This is a genomic window from Bacillus sp. KS1, from assembly GCF_020075515.1.
Taxonomy (GTDB): Bacteria; Bacillota; Bacilli; order Bacillales; family Bacillaceae; genus Bacillus; species Bacillus velezensis.
Genome location: NZ_JACAWW010000004.1, coordinates 962,550 through 976,506 on the forward strand (window position 1 = coordinate 962,550; position 13,957 = coordinate 976,506).

General features: G+C 45.8%; 17 protein-coding genes. 3 read left to right on the forward strand and 14 right to left on the reverse strand.

From position 1 onward, the window contains the following. Window positions 1-128: 128 nt before the first annotated feature. Window positions 129-1,460 (forward strand): MFS transporter, encoded by a 1,332-nt coding sequence (locus HWY38_RS05225; RefSeq protein WP_088037180.1) that lies wholly within the window; start codon window positions 129-131, stop codon window positions 1,458-1,460. Window positions 1,461-1,491: 31 nt separating this feature from the next. On the opposite strand, the gene HWY38_RS05230 is transcribed toward HWY38_RS05225, so the two are convergent. The 12 genes from HWY38_RS05230 to HWY38_RS05285 all read right to left on the reverse strand — a co-directional run bounded on the left by HWY38_RS05230 (window position 1,492) and on the right by HWY38_RS05285 (window position 10,843). Then, window positions 1,492-1,872, reverse strand: coding sequence for a VOC family protein (locus HWY38_RS05230; protein WP_004392999.1), 381 nt, complete (start codon window positions 1,870-1,872; stop codon window positions 1,492-1,494). A gap of 56 nt (window positions 1,873-1,928) precedes the next feature. Beyond that, complete coding sequence (locus HWY38_RS05235; RefSeq protein ID WP_088037179.1) at window positions 1,929-2,867, reverse strand: LacI family DNA-binding transcriptional regulator; 939 nt, start codon at window positions 2,865-2,867, stop codon at window positions 1,929-1,931. A gap of 62 nt (window positions 2,868-2,929) precedes the next feature. Next, window positions 2,930-3,688: an exodeoxyribonuclease III gene (gene xth / locus HWY38_RS05240; RefSeq protein WP_015387411.1), complete on the reverse strand. Its 759-nt coding sequence runs from the start codon at window positions 3,686-3,688 to the stop codon at window positions 2,930-2,932. Next, the gene (locus tag HWY38_RS05245) at window positions 3,685-4,242 is read right to left on the reverse strand and encodes a methylated-DNA--[protein]-cysteine S-methyltransferase (RefSeq protein WP_088037178.1); all 558 of its coding nucleotides are present in this window, start codon (window positions 4,240-4,242) and stop codon (window positions 3,685-3,687) included. Before HWY38_RS05245 ends, xth begins: the two co-directional genes overlap by 4 nt. After that, the gene (locus HWY38_RS05250; protein WP_069449132.1) at window positions 4,239-4,820 is read right to left on the reverse strand and encodes a bifunctional transcriptional activator/DNA repair enzyme AdaA; all 582 of its coding nucleotides are present in this window, start codon (window positions 4,818-4,820) and stop codon (window positions 4,239-4,241) included. Before HWY38_RS05250 ends, HWY38_RS05245 begins: the two co-directional genes overlap by 4 nt. Before the next feature lie 188 nt (window positions 4,821-5,008). Beyond that, entirely contained in the window at window positions 5,009-5,248 is a 240-nt protein-coding gene (rpsR, locus tag HWY38_RS05255; RefSeq protein ID WP_004392983.1) for a 30S ribosomal protein S18, read from the reverse strand. Between the two features lie 43 nt (window positions 5,249-5,291). Next, entirely contained in the window at window positions 5,292-5,810 is a 519-nt protein-coding gene (ssbA, locus tag HWY38_RS05260; protein ID WP_007615071.1) for a single-stranded DNA-binding protein SsbA, read from the reverse strand. A 39-nt stretch (window positions 5,811-5,849) separates the two neighbouring features. After that, window positions 5,850-6,137, reverse strand: coding sequence for a 30S ribosomal protein S6 (gene rpsF / locus HWY38_RS05265; protein ID WP_004392977.1), 288 nt, complete (start codon window positions 6,135-6,137; stop codon window positions 5,850-5,852). 111 nt (window positions 6,138-6,248) lie between these two features. Then, window positions 6,249-7,349, reverse strand: a complete 1,101-nt coding sequence (gene ychF / locus HWY38_RS05270) for a redox-regulated ATPase YchF (protein ID WP_004392975.1) — start codon at window positions 7,347-7,349, stop codon at window positions 6,249-6,251. Window positions 7,350-7,475: 126 nt separating this feature from the next. Next, window positions 7,476-9,479 carry a molybdopterin-dependent oxidoreductase gene (locus HWY38_RS05275; RefSeq protein WP_224181405.1) on the reverse strand — a complete coding sequence of 668 codons (2,004 nt, stop codon included), beginning with the start codon at window positions 9,477-9,479 and terminating at the stop codon, window positions 7,476-7,478. A 46-nt stretch (window positions 9,480-9,525) separates the two neighbouring features. Beyond that, window positions 9,526-9,732, reverse strand: coding sequence for a DUF951 domain-containing protein (locus HWY38_RS05280; protein ID WP_004392973.1), 207 nt, complete (start codon window positions 9,730-9,732; stop codon window positions 9,526-9,528). An 85-nt stretch (window positions 9,733-9,817) separates the two neighbouring features. Further along, window positions 9,818-10,843, reverse strand: a complete 1,026-nt coding sequence (locus tag HWY38_RS05285) for a hypothetical protein (RefSeq protein ID WP_088037176.1) — start codon at window positions 10,841-10,843, stop codon at window positions 9,818-9,820. A gap of 289 nt (window positions 10,844-11,132) precedes the next feature. Between HWY38_RS05285 and HWY38_RS05290 the strand changes: the two genes are divergently transcribed. Beyond that, window positions 11,133-11,474, forward strand: coding sequence for a GNAT family N-acetyltransferase (locus HWY38_RS05290; RefSeq protein WP_253249846.1), 342 nt, complete (start codon window positions 11,133-11,135; stop codon window positions 11,472-11,474). Window positions 11,475-11,649: 175 nt separating this feature from the next. After that, window positions 11,650-12,264: a spore protease YyaC gene (yyaC, locus tag HWY38_RS05295; RefSeq protein ID WP_004392969.1), complete on the forward strand. Its 615-nt coding sequence runs from the start codon at window positions 11,650-11,652 to the stop codon at window positions 12,262-12,264. A gap of 29 nt (window positions 12,265-12,293) precedes the next feature. Here yyaC and HWY38_RS05300 read toward each other — a convergent pair whose 3' ends face one another. Further along, the gene (locus HWY38_RS05300; RefSeq protein WP_004392966.1) at window positions 12,294-13,145 is read right to left on the reverse strand and encodes a ParB/RepB/Spo0J family partition protein; all 852 of its coding nucleotides are present in this window, start codon (window positions 13,143-13,145) and stop codon (window positions 12,294-12,296) included. Next, on the reverse strand, window positions 13,138-13,899 hold the full coding sequence (gene soj, locus HWY38_RS05305; RefSeq protein ID WP_007409899.1) for a sporulation initiation inhibitor protein Soj: 762 nt from the start codon (window positions 13,897-13,899) through the stop codon (window positions 13,138-13,140). The genes HWY38_RS05300 and soj overlap by 8 nt, the downstream gene beginning before the upstream one ends. Window positions 13,900-13,957: the final 58 nt, after the last annotated feature.

Genomic DNA, 13,957 nt, shown 5'->3' on the forward strand with positions numbered 1-13,957 from the left:
CGCTATGCCGTTTCCTTTGGCTCTGGTTATTTACACTCTGTTTTTGCCAAAAAAAGACCTTTATAATGTATTCGTCAGATGAATTTACAGTATTTTCTGATTACAATTGCTAAGTCAGGGGGTTTTTTATGAAACATCAGACATTCTCAAATGTAGCGAACCGATTAGACCGTCTCCCCATTTCGCGTGTGCACTATCAAGTATTAACCGCTCTCGGAATCATCTATTTTTTCGATCTCGCTGATCTGTTTACGCTCAGCAACGTGGCTCCGGCGCTGATTGAGCATTGGGGCGTGAAGCTGTCCGTCATTGCCGACATCACGGCGGCATCCTTCCTGGGCATGTTTTTAGGCGCCTCCATCGGCGGAAGACTGTCCGATCGGATCGGCAGGAAAAAAGCGCTGAATTGTTTTGTCCTTGTCTTTTCGATCTCATCTTTTCTGAATGCACTGGCATGGGACATTCCGTCCTTAATGATTTTCCGCTTCTTGACCGGGCTCGGCGTCGCGGCCGCCATGATTGTGACGAACAGCTATTTGGCGGAATTTTTTCCATCATCCGTACGGGGAAAATACATCTCCTTTTGCGCCATGATCGGACTGATCGGCGTTCCCGTCACAAACGTTGTTTCCGCTTTTGTCATTCCTTTAGGCTCATGGGGGTGGCGGCTCGTATTCGTATGGGGGGCGGCCGGTCTCATTTATTTCTTTTTTATCCGCCGGCTTGAGGAATCGCCGCGCTGGCACGAAAATCGGGGCGCATATGATCAGGCAAACGCCATTATGAACCGTCTTGAAGCACGTATAGAGAAAGAAAAAGGCCCGCTTCCCGCGCCAAAAGAGGCGGCAGAAGTACATACAGTGAAGCACGCAGGCTACTTAGGGCTGTTTCAGGGCAGGAATTTAAAGATCACCATCATCCTGTCAACGGTATGGATTCTTGAAACCTTTGGCTTTTACGGCTTTGCTTCATGGGTGCCCAGCCTGCTGAAAAGCAACGGCATCACCATGGAAAAAACGCTGTGGTACAATGTGCTTCACTCTGTCGGCGCACCGCTTGGCGCATTGCTCGGTTCCATGATATCCGAGACGTTCCAAAGGAAATGGATTCTGGCCGCAAGCGCTTTTCTGACTGCCATTGCCGGACTGTTATACGGCATGACGTTTATTCCCGTCATGATTATTGTGTTTGGATTTGTCGTCAATGTCACGGAACGGGTTTTCACCTCAAACTTATACGCATATACATCGGAGCCGTATCCTACGGAATATCGCTCGGCCGGGAGCGGGCTGGCGTACGGGCTCGGCCGTTTTTCCAATATATTCGGATCCCTGCTCGTCGGATTTATAGCCGTTAAGCTCGGCTACATCAGCGTCTTTTTGTTCATCGGCGGCTGCTGGCTTCTATGTTCCGTTTTGTTAATTCTATTCGGTCCGAAAACTAATGCTCAGCAAATTTAATCAATAAAACAGTGCGGGTTCCCCCGCACTGTTACACTGTGATTTCTATCAAATTGCCTTCCCCATCCTCTATCACGCTCTCATAATATCCGTCACCCGTCACGCGCGGGCCGCTTACAACCTGAAATCCGTCGTTTTTAAACGTCTCCGTCAATTCATTCACCCGCTCCTTGCTGCCTGTAGAAAATGCGAGATGCGCCCATCCGGTCATATTCTGTGACGGAGCTTCATCAATGCCGCCTTTTTTCATAAGTTCCAGCCTGCATCCGGAGTCAAACGAAAGAAAATACGATTTGAAATCTTTTTTCTCATTATGATAAAGGTCATTGGCCTTGGCGCCGAAGTATTTCTCATAAAATTCTTTCATCCGTTCTAAATCTTTCACCCATATGGCCGCATGTTCAATTCGCATATGTCCGCCTCCTTTTTTTTCTCAATCTAGTTATAAAGCATGAAACCCATTTCAGCTCAAGACTTTTTCCGCTGAAATTGATACATAATTTGTTTTTTAACCGTTTCTCCGTGCAAAAACAGCAAAAATGCTTCCCTTCCGACCCGTTCCAAATGAAGTTCCAGAGATGGGATATTCAATGCCCGACTGACGCTCAGGTTTCCCTCGCCGATGATCTCCGCGTCCCATTTCTGTTCTTTCGCAAACTGGTACAAGCCGGCAGCCACATCATCACTGTGCGCATAGATGGCCGTCGGCGCCTTGTCGAAACCCCAGAAGTGTTCACCTGCCCGCTTTCCGTCGTCCATATCATGGCATCCGATCAGAATGCGGGTTTCATCAAGAGAGCCGAAAACCGCCTTATATGCGGTTACCTTGTCGGCCGTACTCGGGCTTTTTTCCGCTTCCCGCACACATGTAAAAGCAACATCTTGATGCCCGCGGTTTTTCAAATACAAAAAGCTTTCTCTGTAAGCTGCCTGCCTGTCATTATAAGCGCAGGGAATCTCTTGATGCTGCGTATATTCACAAGCGACAATGGGACCGTACTCCAGATAAGGCACAGCGGTTTCCCATTCATTCGCGCGGGACGTGACAATCAGTCCGTCAATCTTTTTCATTTTCAGCAGTTCGAAATAGGTCATCTCTATAGCGGGGTCATAGTTGGTGGGGAGAAGGGTTGTCACGTAATCATGGGCAAACGCTTCCTTCGTGATACCGTTTACAATTTTGTCAAAGCAGGGATGGTCGCTGTACGGCAAAATCACGCCGATTGTATTGGTCTTTCCTCGAATCAGATCAATGGCGGTTCGATTAGGGGTATAATCCAGCTCCTTCATCACTTGATTCACAAGACGCCTTTTCTCCTCAGATACGTACGGGTGTCGGTTTAATACGCGTGATACGGTAGCCACCGACACATTCGCCAGTTTCGCAATCTCTTTTATATTTGCCATGTGCTCCTCCGTTTTTGGTGATAAAAAAGCAGCAAGAGTGGATTTCTCTTACTGCTATCTCATCATAAATCCACTGTCATTTCAACAGGGCAATGGTCAGAACCCATGATATCGGCGCAAATGGCCGCTTCGCTGATCCGCGGCTTCAGTCTGTCTGAAACAATGACGTAATCAAGCCGCCAGCCGATGTTTTTCTCACGTGCGTTCGTCCTGTAAGACCACCAGGAATAGCCGCCTTCCCGATCAGGATATAAATAGCGGAATGAGTCGGTAAATCCGGTGTTCAGCAGGGCGCTGAACGCTTCCCGCTCCTGATCCGAGAAACCGGCGTTCTTCCGGTTGGCTTTCGGATTTTTTAAATCTATCTCCCTGTGTGCGACATTCAGATCGCCGCATAATATCACGGGCTTCTTCCGGTCAAGCTTCTGCAGATACTCCTTAAAATCGGCTTCCCATTGAAGACGGTAATCAATTCGCTCTAATCCGCGTTTGGCATTCGGCGTATAACAGTTGACGACGAACAGGTTCTCAAATTCAAGTGTGATCACCCGTCCTTCTTGATCATGATCGTCAATTCCCAATCCATAAAACACGTGAAGCGGCTTTTCTTTCGAAAAAACAGCCGTGCCTGAGTAGCCTTTTTTCACCGCATAGTTCCAATAGTCATGATACCCTTCAAGCTGTAATGATACTTGTCCGTCCTGTACTTTCGTTTCTTGCAGACATAAAATATCGGCTTTCGTTTCCTGAACGTAAGTATTGATATCTATCTTTTTCATCACGGCACGTAAGCCGTTTACATTCCAAGAAATCAGTTTCATGTGTTCCCCCCTGTCCGGCTCAGCCGGCATTCCAGTGTTTCAATGTTTCCGCCCTCTAATGCCAGCAGCTGCTTTTTCATTTCTAAACCGCCTCTGAATCCGGTCAGTTTTCCGTTTTTTCCGATGACGCGATGGCACGGAACCGTAATCAATACCGGATTTTTCCCGATTGCGGCGCCCACGGCTCTTACGGCTGCCGGTTTCTGAATCATTTCTGCTATATCCGTATAGGAGTTTGTCTCGCCGTACGGTATGTCCATAAGCGCTTTCCATACAGCAAGCTGAAATTCTGTCCCGTAAAGATCCACCGGCACTGAAAAAGCTGATCTGCCATTTTCGATGTACTCGGACAGCTCTGCCGTGTAAGACGCCAGCTTCTCATCATCACGTGCCAATCGGTATTGCGGCAGTGATTTTTTTGCCCACTGCTCAAGCTCTTCAAAGCTTCCATGATTTGAACCTATAAAGCAAAGCCCTTTAGATGTGGCGGCTGTATACAGGCTCCAATCATTCCGTGTGAAAAGTGTCCAATAGACCATTGTCTCTTTACTCATATTGAACCTCCCTGTCCCATTCCGGCAGTTTTTCGGTATTCTGTGGGCGAATTCCCGGTTCTCTTTTTAAAAAGAGTGGCAAAATGCGCTGTGTTTGGAATTCCGACCGTCAGAGCAATCTCCATGACTGTCATATCAGTATGCTTTAAAAGGTGTTCCGCCTTCGCCAATCTTATGTTCTGTATATACTCAATCGGGGATATTCCCCTGATTTTTTTAAATGTCCGCTGTAAATGATAAGGGCTGCCGTGACACATTTCGGCCAGTACACTCAGAGTCAGAGATTCGTGATAATGGCGTTCAATGTACTCAATGATTTGAGCAATCCATTCTTCATCAGGAAGACGAAGACCGTTCGGCCGGCACCTTTTACAGGGACGAAAATGTTTATCAAGCGCTGCATCAGCCGTATCAAACACCAGCACGTTTTCTTTATTCGGAACTCTCGATTTACAAGAAGGCCGGCAGAAAATCCCCGTCGTCTTTACTGCATAATAAAATGCCCCGTCATAAGAAGCATCATTGCGTATGATTGCGCTCCACTTTTCATCAGTCAGGATATTTCTGTCTGTCTCCATCTCAGCCACCCCCTGTTCTTCAGTATAAACAAATTCATTGCATAAGTACGCGTATTTGAATAGAGGAGCAAGATAACAAAGGTGTAAGAAGCACTTCCATGTTTCATGTGAAACATTTCGGCAGAATGGAGGGGGGCTGATATAAAAAAAGAGCAGGAGCCCGCAGGCTCTTGCTCTTTTCTTTCGGCTTACTCGCCAGTTACGTATGGAAGTAAAGCCATTTGACGTGCGCGTTTGATCGCGATAGTCAATTTACGTTGGTATTTCGCGTTTGTTCCAGTTACACGGCGAGGTAAGATTTTACCACGCTCAGAAACAAACTTTCTAAGAAGATCTACATCTTTGTAATCGATGTGCGTAATGCCGTTAGAAGTGAAGTAACAAACCTTACGGCGTTTCGCACGACCGCCTCTGCGTCCTCCTGCCATTGTCATTTCCCACCTTTCTCGTTATGAATATAGCGATAATCTATTAGAACGGAAGATCATCATCCGAGATGTCAATCGGCTTGCCGTCGTTGGCAAATGGATCATCATTAAAGCTGTTCCCTTGATTTCGTCTCTGGTTGTTCTGATTTCCGCCGAACGGATTATCATTTTGGCCTCCGCCAAAGTATTGGCCTCCGCCGCTGTTTCCTTCGTTGTATCCGCCTGATCCAGAACCGCCGTTGTTTTTAGGCTCAAGAAATTGAACACTTTCAGCTTGGACTTCTGTCACGAAGACACGCTGTCCCTGCTGGTTTTCATAATTTCTTGTCTGGAGTCGGCCGTCTACGCCGGCAAGGCTTCCTTTTTTAAGAAAGTTTGCAACGTTTTCGGCTTGTCTTCTCCAAGTGACACAATTAATGAAATCGGCTTCACGTTCTCCGGACTGGTTCGTGAATGTACGATTCACAGCAAGAGTAAACGTGGCGACAGCCGCACCGCTTGGCGTATAACGAAGCTCTGGGTCTTTTGTCAGTCTTCCGACTAATACAACTCGGTTAAGCATATGAAAGACCACCTTTTAACATTATATATTTCAAATTGCTTATTCTTCTTCTTTAACAACGATGTGGCGAATGATATCGTCACTGATCTTAGCTAAACGGTCGAATTCAGCAACCGCTGCAGCTTCAGACTGAACGTTTAAGATTTGGTAGAAACCGTCACGGAAATCGTTGATTTCGTAAGCAAGACGACGTTTACCCCAATCTTTTGTTCCAGTGATCTCCGCTCCGTTAGAAGTTAATACGTTGTTGAAACGCTCGATAACTGCCTTCTTTGACTCTTCGTCAATGTTCGGACGGATAATGTACATAACTTCGTACTTTTTCATCTGTTTGCACCTCCTTTTGGTCTAAGCGGCCCTATAATGGGCAAGGAGCAATAATTCTATTACTCACAAGTTTATATTATACCAAAGCTCTTGTCCCTTTACAACTGTGTCCTATACATTAAATCGGAAATGAATGACATCTCCGTCTTGGACTACATATTCCTTACCTTCCAGACGCACTTTTCCGGCTTCTTTCGCTCCGGACATTCCGCCGCCTGCCAAAAGGTCTTCATAAGCAACCGTTTCAGCGCGGATAAAGCCGCGTTCAAAGTCAGTGTGGATGATACCCGCACACTCAGGAGCTTTCATGCCTTTTCTGAATGTCCATGCGCGCACTTCCTGTTCGCCCGCCGTAAAGTATGTCGCAAGGCCGAGAAGAGAGTATGACGCTTTAATCAGCTGATCAAGACCTGATTCTTCGATGCCGAGCTCCTCAAGGAACATTTGTTTTTCTTCGCCTTCCAATTCAGCAATTTCAGACTCAATTTTCGCGCAGACGACGATAACTTCGGCGTTTTCACCCGCGGCGTACTCCCGGATTTTCGCAACATATTCATTATCTGAAGGATCAGCCACTTCATCCTCGCTTACATTTGCCACATAAAGCACGGGTTTTGACGTAAGCAAATGAAGCTGCTTCACAAGCTTTTGCTGTTCTTCCGTAAATTCAACGGAACGGGCAGGCTTTTCTTGTTCGAAAGCTTCTTTTAATTTAGACAGAATGTCAAATTCAAAAACCGCTTCTTTGTCTTTTTGCTTAGCAAGCTTGCTTACACGCGTGATGCGTTTTTCGACTGTCTCCATGTCGGCAAGAATCAATTCAAGATTGATCGTTTCAATATCGTCAATCGGATCGACTTTCCCTGACACGTGCGTAATATTGTCATCAGCGAATGCGCGTACAACGTGACAGATCGCATCAACCTGACGGATATGAGAAAGAAACTTATTTCCGAGTCCTTCACCTTTAGATGCGCCTTTTACGATCCCCGCGATATCAGTGAATTCAAACGCAGTCGGCACCGTTTTTTTCGGGTTCACCAATTCAGTCAGCTTTTGCAGACGTTCATCCGGCACTTCCACGATCCCCACGTTCGGGTCAATTGTACAGAACGGGTAGTTGGCTGATTCGGCACCAGCCTGGGTAATTGCATTAAATAACGTCGATTTTCCGACATTCGGCAAACCGACAATTCCAGCAGTTAAAGCCATTCTTTCATCTCCTCTATATCAAACCATCATCGTATAAACGTATTGTAAACCTAGAGCAATTATAAGGAGGTTCATAGGAAAAGACAAGCTGAGAAAAAAGCATTTCCCGCCCTCTCTCTCCTTAGATTATCCTTTTTTAACCGCTACCAGACAGTCAAAAAGCGTACTTCCCATTCCATTATCGGAATTTGAATCCTTTGTGAGCATGTTGACGGAGCCTCCGAATGCCGCCCACATGCCTTCATCTATATTTACTGTCTTCGGGTGAGCCTGCTTCATGATTTTCACCCTGCCGCGCAGACGGCCGCGGTCATTGTATACCTCTGCCGTATCTCCGTCTTGAAGTGAAAGCTCCTCGGCGATATCCGGCGACAGATCCACCTGAATCTGCTGAAGCTTTTCAATAAACGGCACGTGCTGTGAATGATTGGAGCGCTGCGGGTGAATGGACAGCAGCGTATACGGATATTTCCCGGCCAGTCCGGCGTCATGATAAACAGACTCCTCCGGTACTTCCAATTGAGGGAGGCCGCTGTATCCTTTCTCTTCTGCCAGTGACGAGACGAATTCAAATTTTCCGCTCGGGGTTAAAAATTGAAAATCACTCCACGGAACCTGTTTGACCGGAAGCGGCATATGTCCTTTTTCCTTTAATTGCTCAAGGGTGATTCCTTCTTTCTCCAAAGAAGAGAGCCCCATTTTTAAGAAATCTTCCGTACTGTAATCAAAGAGTTCCCCGAATCCGAGACGCTTTGCGAGCTCCGTCCAGATCCAGCGGTCTGATTTTGCCTCTCCCTGCGGTTCCGCAAGCTTCTTGCCATATTGAACATAGTGATGATACATGCTGGAATAATAAATATCTTCCTCTTCAAAAACAACGGCCGTCGGCAGCACATAGTCACAGAGCTTCGCCGTATCGGTCATGACCGAATCAATGGCCACTGTGACCGGTGTTTTTTCAAACACTTCCTTCACTTTTTTTGTATTCGGCACCTGTGTCAGCGGATTGCCGCACGTCACGATGATCATCTCAATCGGCGGATCGGCTGCATTCAGCGCCTCTTCGGCTTGAGTCATCATCGAAAACGTTCTCGAACTTTTCTTCAGATCAGGACGGGTGAGCTCGGCCTTTGCAAAGCTTTCACCGACTTGCACATTTCCGAAGTTTGCGCCGCCGCCTTTGATACCTACATTTCCGCTCGCCGCAGCTAAAGCGTCAATCCACCGTATCGTCCCGCCCCCGTTTTTATATCTCTGCATCCCAAGACCCATAAAAGTGGAGGCGGGACCGTCAGCATATAAATCAGCAAGATATTCTAGCACTTCTAAAGACGTTTCTGTTTTCTCAATGATCTCCTCAAAAGAAATCGTCTGCAGAAGCTTTTCTATTTCTTCAAAACCGACCGAATGCCTTTGAATGAAATCAGAATCGGTTCTGCCGGTTTGGCATAATATTTTTATAACACCCGCCGCAAGCCAGCCATCCATGCCGGGTTTGACGGATATATACCGATCGGCAAGCTTTGCAGTCGGGTTAAAAATAGGATCAATGACCGTCAGTGTCGCTCCTTTTTTCTTCACCTGCTGCAGATGATGATAGAGGTGCATATTCGTCCGGGACACGTTTCTGCCCCATACGATCACATGCTTGCTGTGATAAATATCAAGCGGTCCATGCCCGTAAGAACGCCCGAAATCCCAGCGCTGCGCTTCAATGCCGGAACCCCAGCAAATGCTGCCCGAAATCTCCGTCACACCGCCGTATCCATTGAAAAAACGCTGGTCGAGCGCCTTCAAAAGACCGTTATTGGCGTAATCATGACTGTGCAGCACTGCGGCAGTGCCCAACGTCTCCTTAATCACCGCCATTTTTTCCGCGATTTCATCTAACGCCTGCTCCCAGGAAACGCGGACAAATTCGCCGTCTTTCTTTTTTAAAGGAAAACGAAGCCGTTCCGGCGCATTCGTTTTCGTCTCCAGCATTCTGCCGCGGCCGCAAATTTTCCCTTCTGTAATGGGATGATTCGGGTCTCCGTCTACTTTCGTCACCTTTCCATCCTCAACTGTCACCAAAAAGCCGCAGCTGTCCCAGCAATTCAGCGGGCACGCTGACTGATGCACTTTGCTCATCGGGCCTCTTCCTCTCCTCTATATGAAAAAGCATGAGCGCCAGCCCTTATGATGTAGGCTCCTCATGCTTGACGAGTACTTTTTTCAGCTTTCTCTCAAAATCTCTTCTCGGAATCATGACACTGTGGGAACAACCCGTGCATTTGATCCGAATATCCATTCCCATCCGAATGATTTTCCACCTGTTTTCACCGCAAGGATGCGGTTTCTTCATTTCAACAATATCATTCAGGCCAAAGTCTTTATCCGCCAAGACCCTTCACCTCTCTCCATAGACTGCTTTATTTATTGTACAAAAAAAGACAGGATAAGAGCAACGGCCGCACTCAAAATGAGCATTATACTTTTTTCCATCTCCCTAAAATAGGGTAAAGAAGAAGACATACCAGCAAATAAAGACTTAAAAGCCCGTAAATGGGATATAAAATCGCAATCAAATCTGAAAAACCGATTGTCGTAAAAGGCACCATCACAGCTAAAAGAAGAGATACGAGCGTCCATCTCGGCAATTTCACAAATGCAAGCATGCGGCTGGACAGCCCGAACAGACCGGTCACCGTTGTCGTATAGATGGCTAAAAAAAGCACGGCGGCCATACAAACAAATAACGGATAAGGAGCGCCTTCAAGGACGGCGAAAAGAGGAATCTCATATTGTGTAAGACTGCCTGAAAGCTGTACAAGCGTTTCATTGTAAACAAATGAAATCATACCGAAAATCAGCCCGCTTGCAACGCTTGCGATTTTGGCTTCTCCCAGTCCCTTCATATCTTTCCCGATTGAAGAAAGAACAGCGACAACAGAAAGAATGTTTAAGGACGTGAAGGTAATGCTTGCCGGCCAATTATACTGGCGGGTCAAGTCTATCGTCCACGTGTAATGATGCGTTGTCTGAAAAAAGACCAATGCATATAACAGCCCCGCTACAAGAATCGGTATCAAAATACTATTCAGAGATAATATCCCTTTTATATCCCAAAAGAATAAACCCACGGTCACAATGCAAAGAAGAAAAATACCGATCCAAAACGGCAGCTTGTACATTTGCAGCGTCACACCGCCGCCGGCAATCATAACCATCGTCATTGAAAACAAATAAAACATAATAAGCACATCATAGACTTTAGCAAGAGCCTGCCCCATCAGATGCTCAAGCACAGGTAAAAAGTGCGTTGATTGAACCCGATAGCTGATCTTCAACACAATATAAGCCGAAATCGTAAACATGACTGTAAACAATACAATAGCCAGTCCGCTTTCGACACCGAAAAACTGCCATATTTCCTGCCCGCTTGCATACCCGGCCCCAATCTGGCTGCTTAATATGAGCAGCATCCACTTCATCCCGGCTCTCCACACCCTCATCACCTCATAAAATTTCTGATCATCTCCGCATATTGCTACTATATTGAGTGACAGCAGCAAACATTCATACAATTGGGACAAATATGGTATGATAACGACGATTGACTATTCAGAAACTTCATTTATGTTAGGCGCTCAAATCATGGACATCAGGCGTTTAATCGCAAGTGATACCCAGCCTTACTCCGATTCAGGCTCAAAGCTTTAAAAGATCACCCGGACGCATTCGCCGTCAGCTATGAGGCCGTCCGAAAAATGCAAAGCCAGGCTTGAAGCCGGCAATGCCATCTTGCTTGGCGCCTTTGAACAAGACAGCCTGATAGGAATCCTCAAGATCTCCAAGCATCTGCTGTTTAAACTAAGACACATTGCGGTTATCGGTTCTATGTATATTTCCCCCAAACACCTAGGGTCAGGCGCGGGAAAAGCTTTAATGACGGAAGCCATCAGCCGGGCAAAAAAGATGAAAGACACAGAACAGCTCCATCTCTCTGTTACTTCAACAAATGGAACCCGCAAAAAAACTCTGCGCTCAGTTAGGATTATCCTCTTCTCTGCAGAAAAAAGAGCGCTGGAATTAGATCATCAGCAATATGTTGATGTAGATCAAATGGTCTTACTTCTTTCATGAACTTAGAGAACAACTGCTCTGGGTTCTTTTTTTCTATCCCGCTCTTTTCAAACAACCGGCATGCTGATCATGACATAAGCATAAAAAAAGGCAGCGCTGGATATACTGTAAACAACCATACATCACCAAAAACAACAATGTAATACTCGTATGACATGACAAGGAAGTGAACCTTATGAATCGAAAAGGCGGGCTTTTTTCTCAAGAACGGGCAAAACAATATGTTTCTCATACGGATTCTTCTGCTGCGAATCAAATACAAGCAATCCTTACTTCATCTTTACGTAAAGCAGCCGGCAGACCGTTAGTCACCGTATGTATCGGTACAGATCGGTCGACCGGAGATTCATTAGGTCCGCTCGTAGGAACAAAGTTAGAAAAAATGAATTTAGGCAGATTGCACGTTTACGGCACGCTGTCAGATCCTGTTCACGCCGTCAATATGAAAGACAAGCTGAAAGATATTCAACATCTACATAAAAATCCGTTTATTATAGCGGTTGATGCTTGTTTAGGCCGCGTCAAAAGCGTAGGCTCATTTCAAATCGGCGATGGGCCGCTGAAGCCCGGAGCAGGTGTTCAAAAAGACCTTCCTGAAATCGGTGACGTCCATATCAATGGAATCGTCAATGTCAGCGGGTTTATGGAGTATTTTGTCCTGCAGAATACGAGGCTTCATCTTGTTATGAGCATGGCAAATGTTTTAGCAGAGGGGTTACAGCTGACAGATAAATCAGAAGGCCGGCAGGAACGGCTCAGTCCGTTTCATAAGCTGACAAGACGTATATAAAAAACCATCTTTTTTTAAAAAGATGGTTTTTACGCTTCTCTTTCGGACAATAGTTCCAGGATACGTTCAAGATCTTCATTTGAGAAAAACTCAATCTCAATCTTCCCTTTTTTCTTTTGTCTCTTAATATTGACTGTTGTTCCGAAGTAATTTTGCAAATACGATTCCCGCTCTTTTAACACAACATCTTGAACAGGTTCTTTTTTCTTTGTTTCACGTGGAACATTGTTGTTTAACTGCTGAATCAGCTGCTCAAGCTGGCGGACGTTCAGCTGTTCTTCAACCACTTTCTTCACAAGCGGTTCAAGCTTGTTTTTATTTTTCAAGCCAAGCAAGGTTCTGCCGTGTCCCATGGATAACGTACCTTCTGCAATGAGGTTCTGGATGCTTTCCGGCAGCGTCAGCAGTCTTAAATGGTTGGCAATATGAGGCCTGCTTTTCCCGAGCCGTTTAGCGAGCTGTTCCTGGGTTAAATCCAAATGCTTCAGCAGTGAGTCATATGCCAGAGCTTCTTCAAGCGGTGATAAGTCTTCACGCTGAAGGTTTTCCAAAAGAGCGATTTCCCGCATCAGCGATTCAGATAAATCCCGCACGATAGCCGGCACTGTCTCTTTACCGGCAAGTTTTGCGGCGCGGTAACGGCGTTCGCCGGCTACAATATCATAGCCCTTCAATGATTTTCTCACGATAATGGGCTGAAGAATGCCATGCTGAATGATGGATTCCTTCAGTTCAGCTAATGACTCATCATCAAATTGTTTTCTTGGCTGATAAGGATTGGGGCGTAAATCACTGATTTTAATTTCTTCCACTGTCTCTTCAGACAAATCAACCTGATTAAACAACGCGTTAATCCCTTTTCCGAGCCCGCCTTTAGCCATTCGCTGCCACTTCCTTTGCTAAATCTAAATATACTTCCGCACCTCTCGAACGCGGATCGTATAATATGATCGGCTTGCCGTGACTCGGCGCCTCACTTAAACGGACATTGCGAGGAATAATGGTTTGATACACTTTATCTCTAAAGTATTTCTTTACCTCTTCTATCACTTGAATGCCAAGATTCGTTCTGGCATCAAGCATCGTCAGAAGCACTCCTTCTATCATTAAGTCGGTATTTAAATGTTTTTGCACAAGCCGAACTGTATTTAATAATTGACTCAATCCTTCAAGAGCGTAGTATTCGCACTGAACCGGGATAACGACTGAATCTGAAGCGGTAAGCGCATTAATCGTTAATAACCCGAGAGACGGAGGACAATCAATAATCATGTAATCGTAATTTTGTTTCACAGATTCTAATGCTCTTTTCAGCCTGACCTCCCGTGAGATCGTCGGAACCAATTCGATTTCCGCTCCCGCAAGCTGGATCGTGGCCGGAATGACATCTAAGTTCTCTACTGAAGTCGGTTTAATAATATCTGTAACATCTGCATCATCTACTAAAATGTCGTACACACAATGATCCACATCGGCTTTTTCAATCCCTAATCCGCTCGTTGCATTGCCCTGCGGATCAATATCAACAAGAAGAACCCTTTTACCTATGTAAGCCAAGCAAGCCCCCAGATTAACAGAAGTCGTCGTCTTCCCGACTCCGCCTTTTTGGTTCGTAATTGCTATGATTTTTCCCACGATGTCACCTACCTTCACATGAACATGTACTGTCTTGTTTCTATCTTATCAAAAAAAG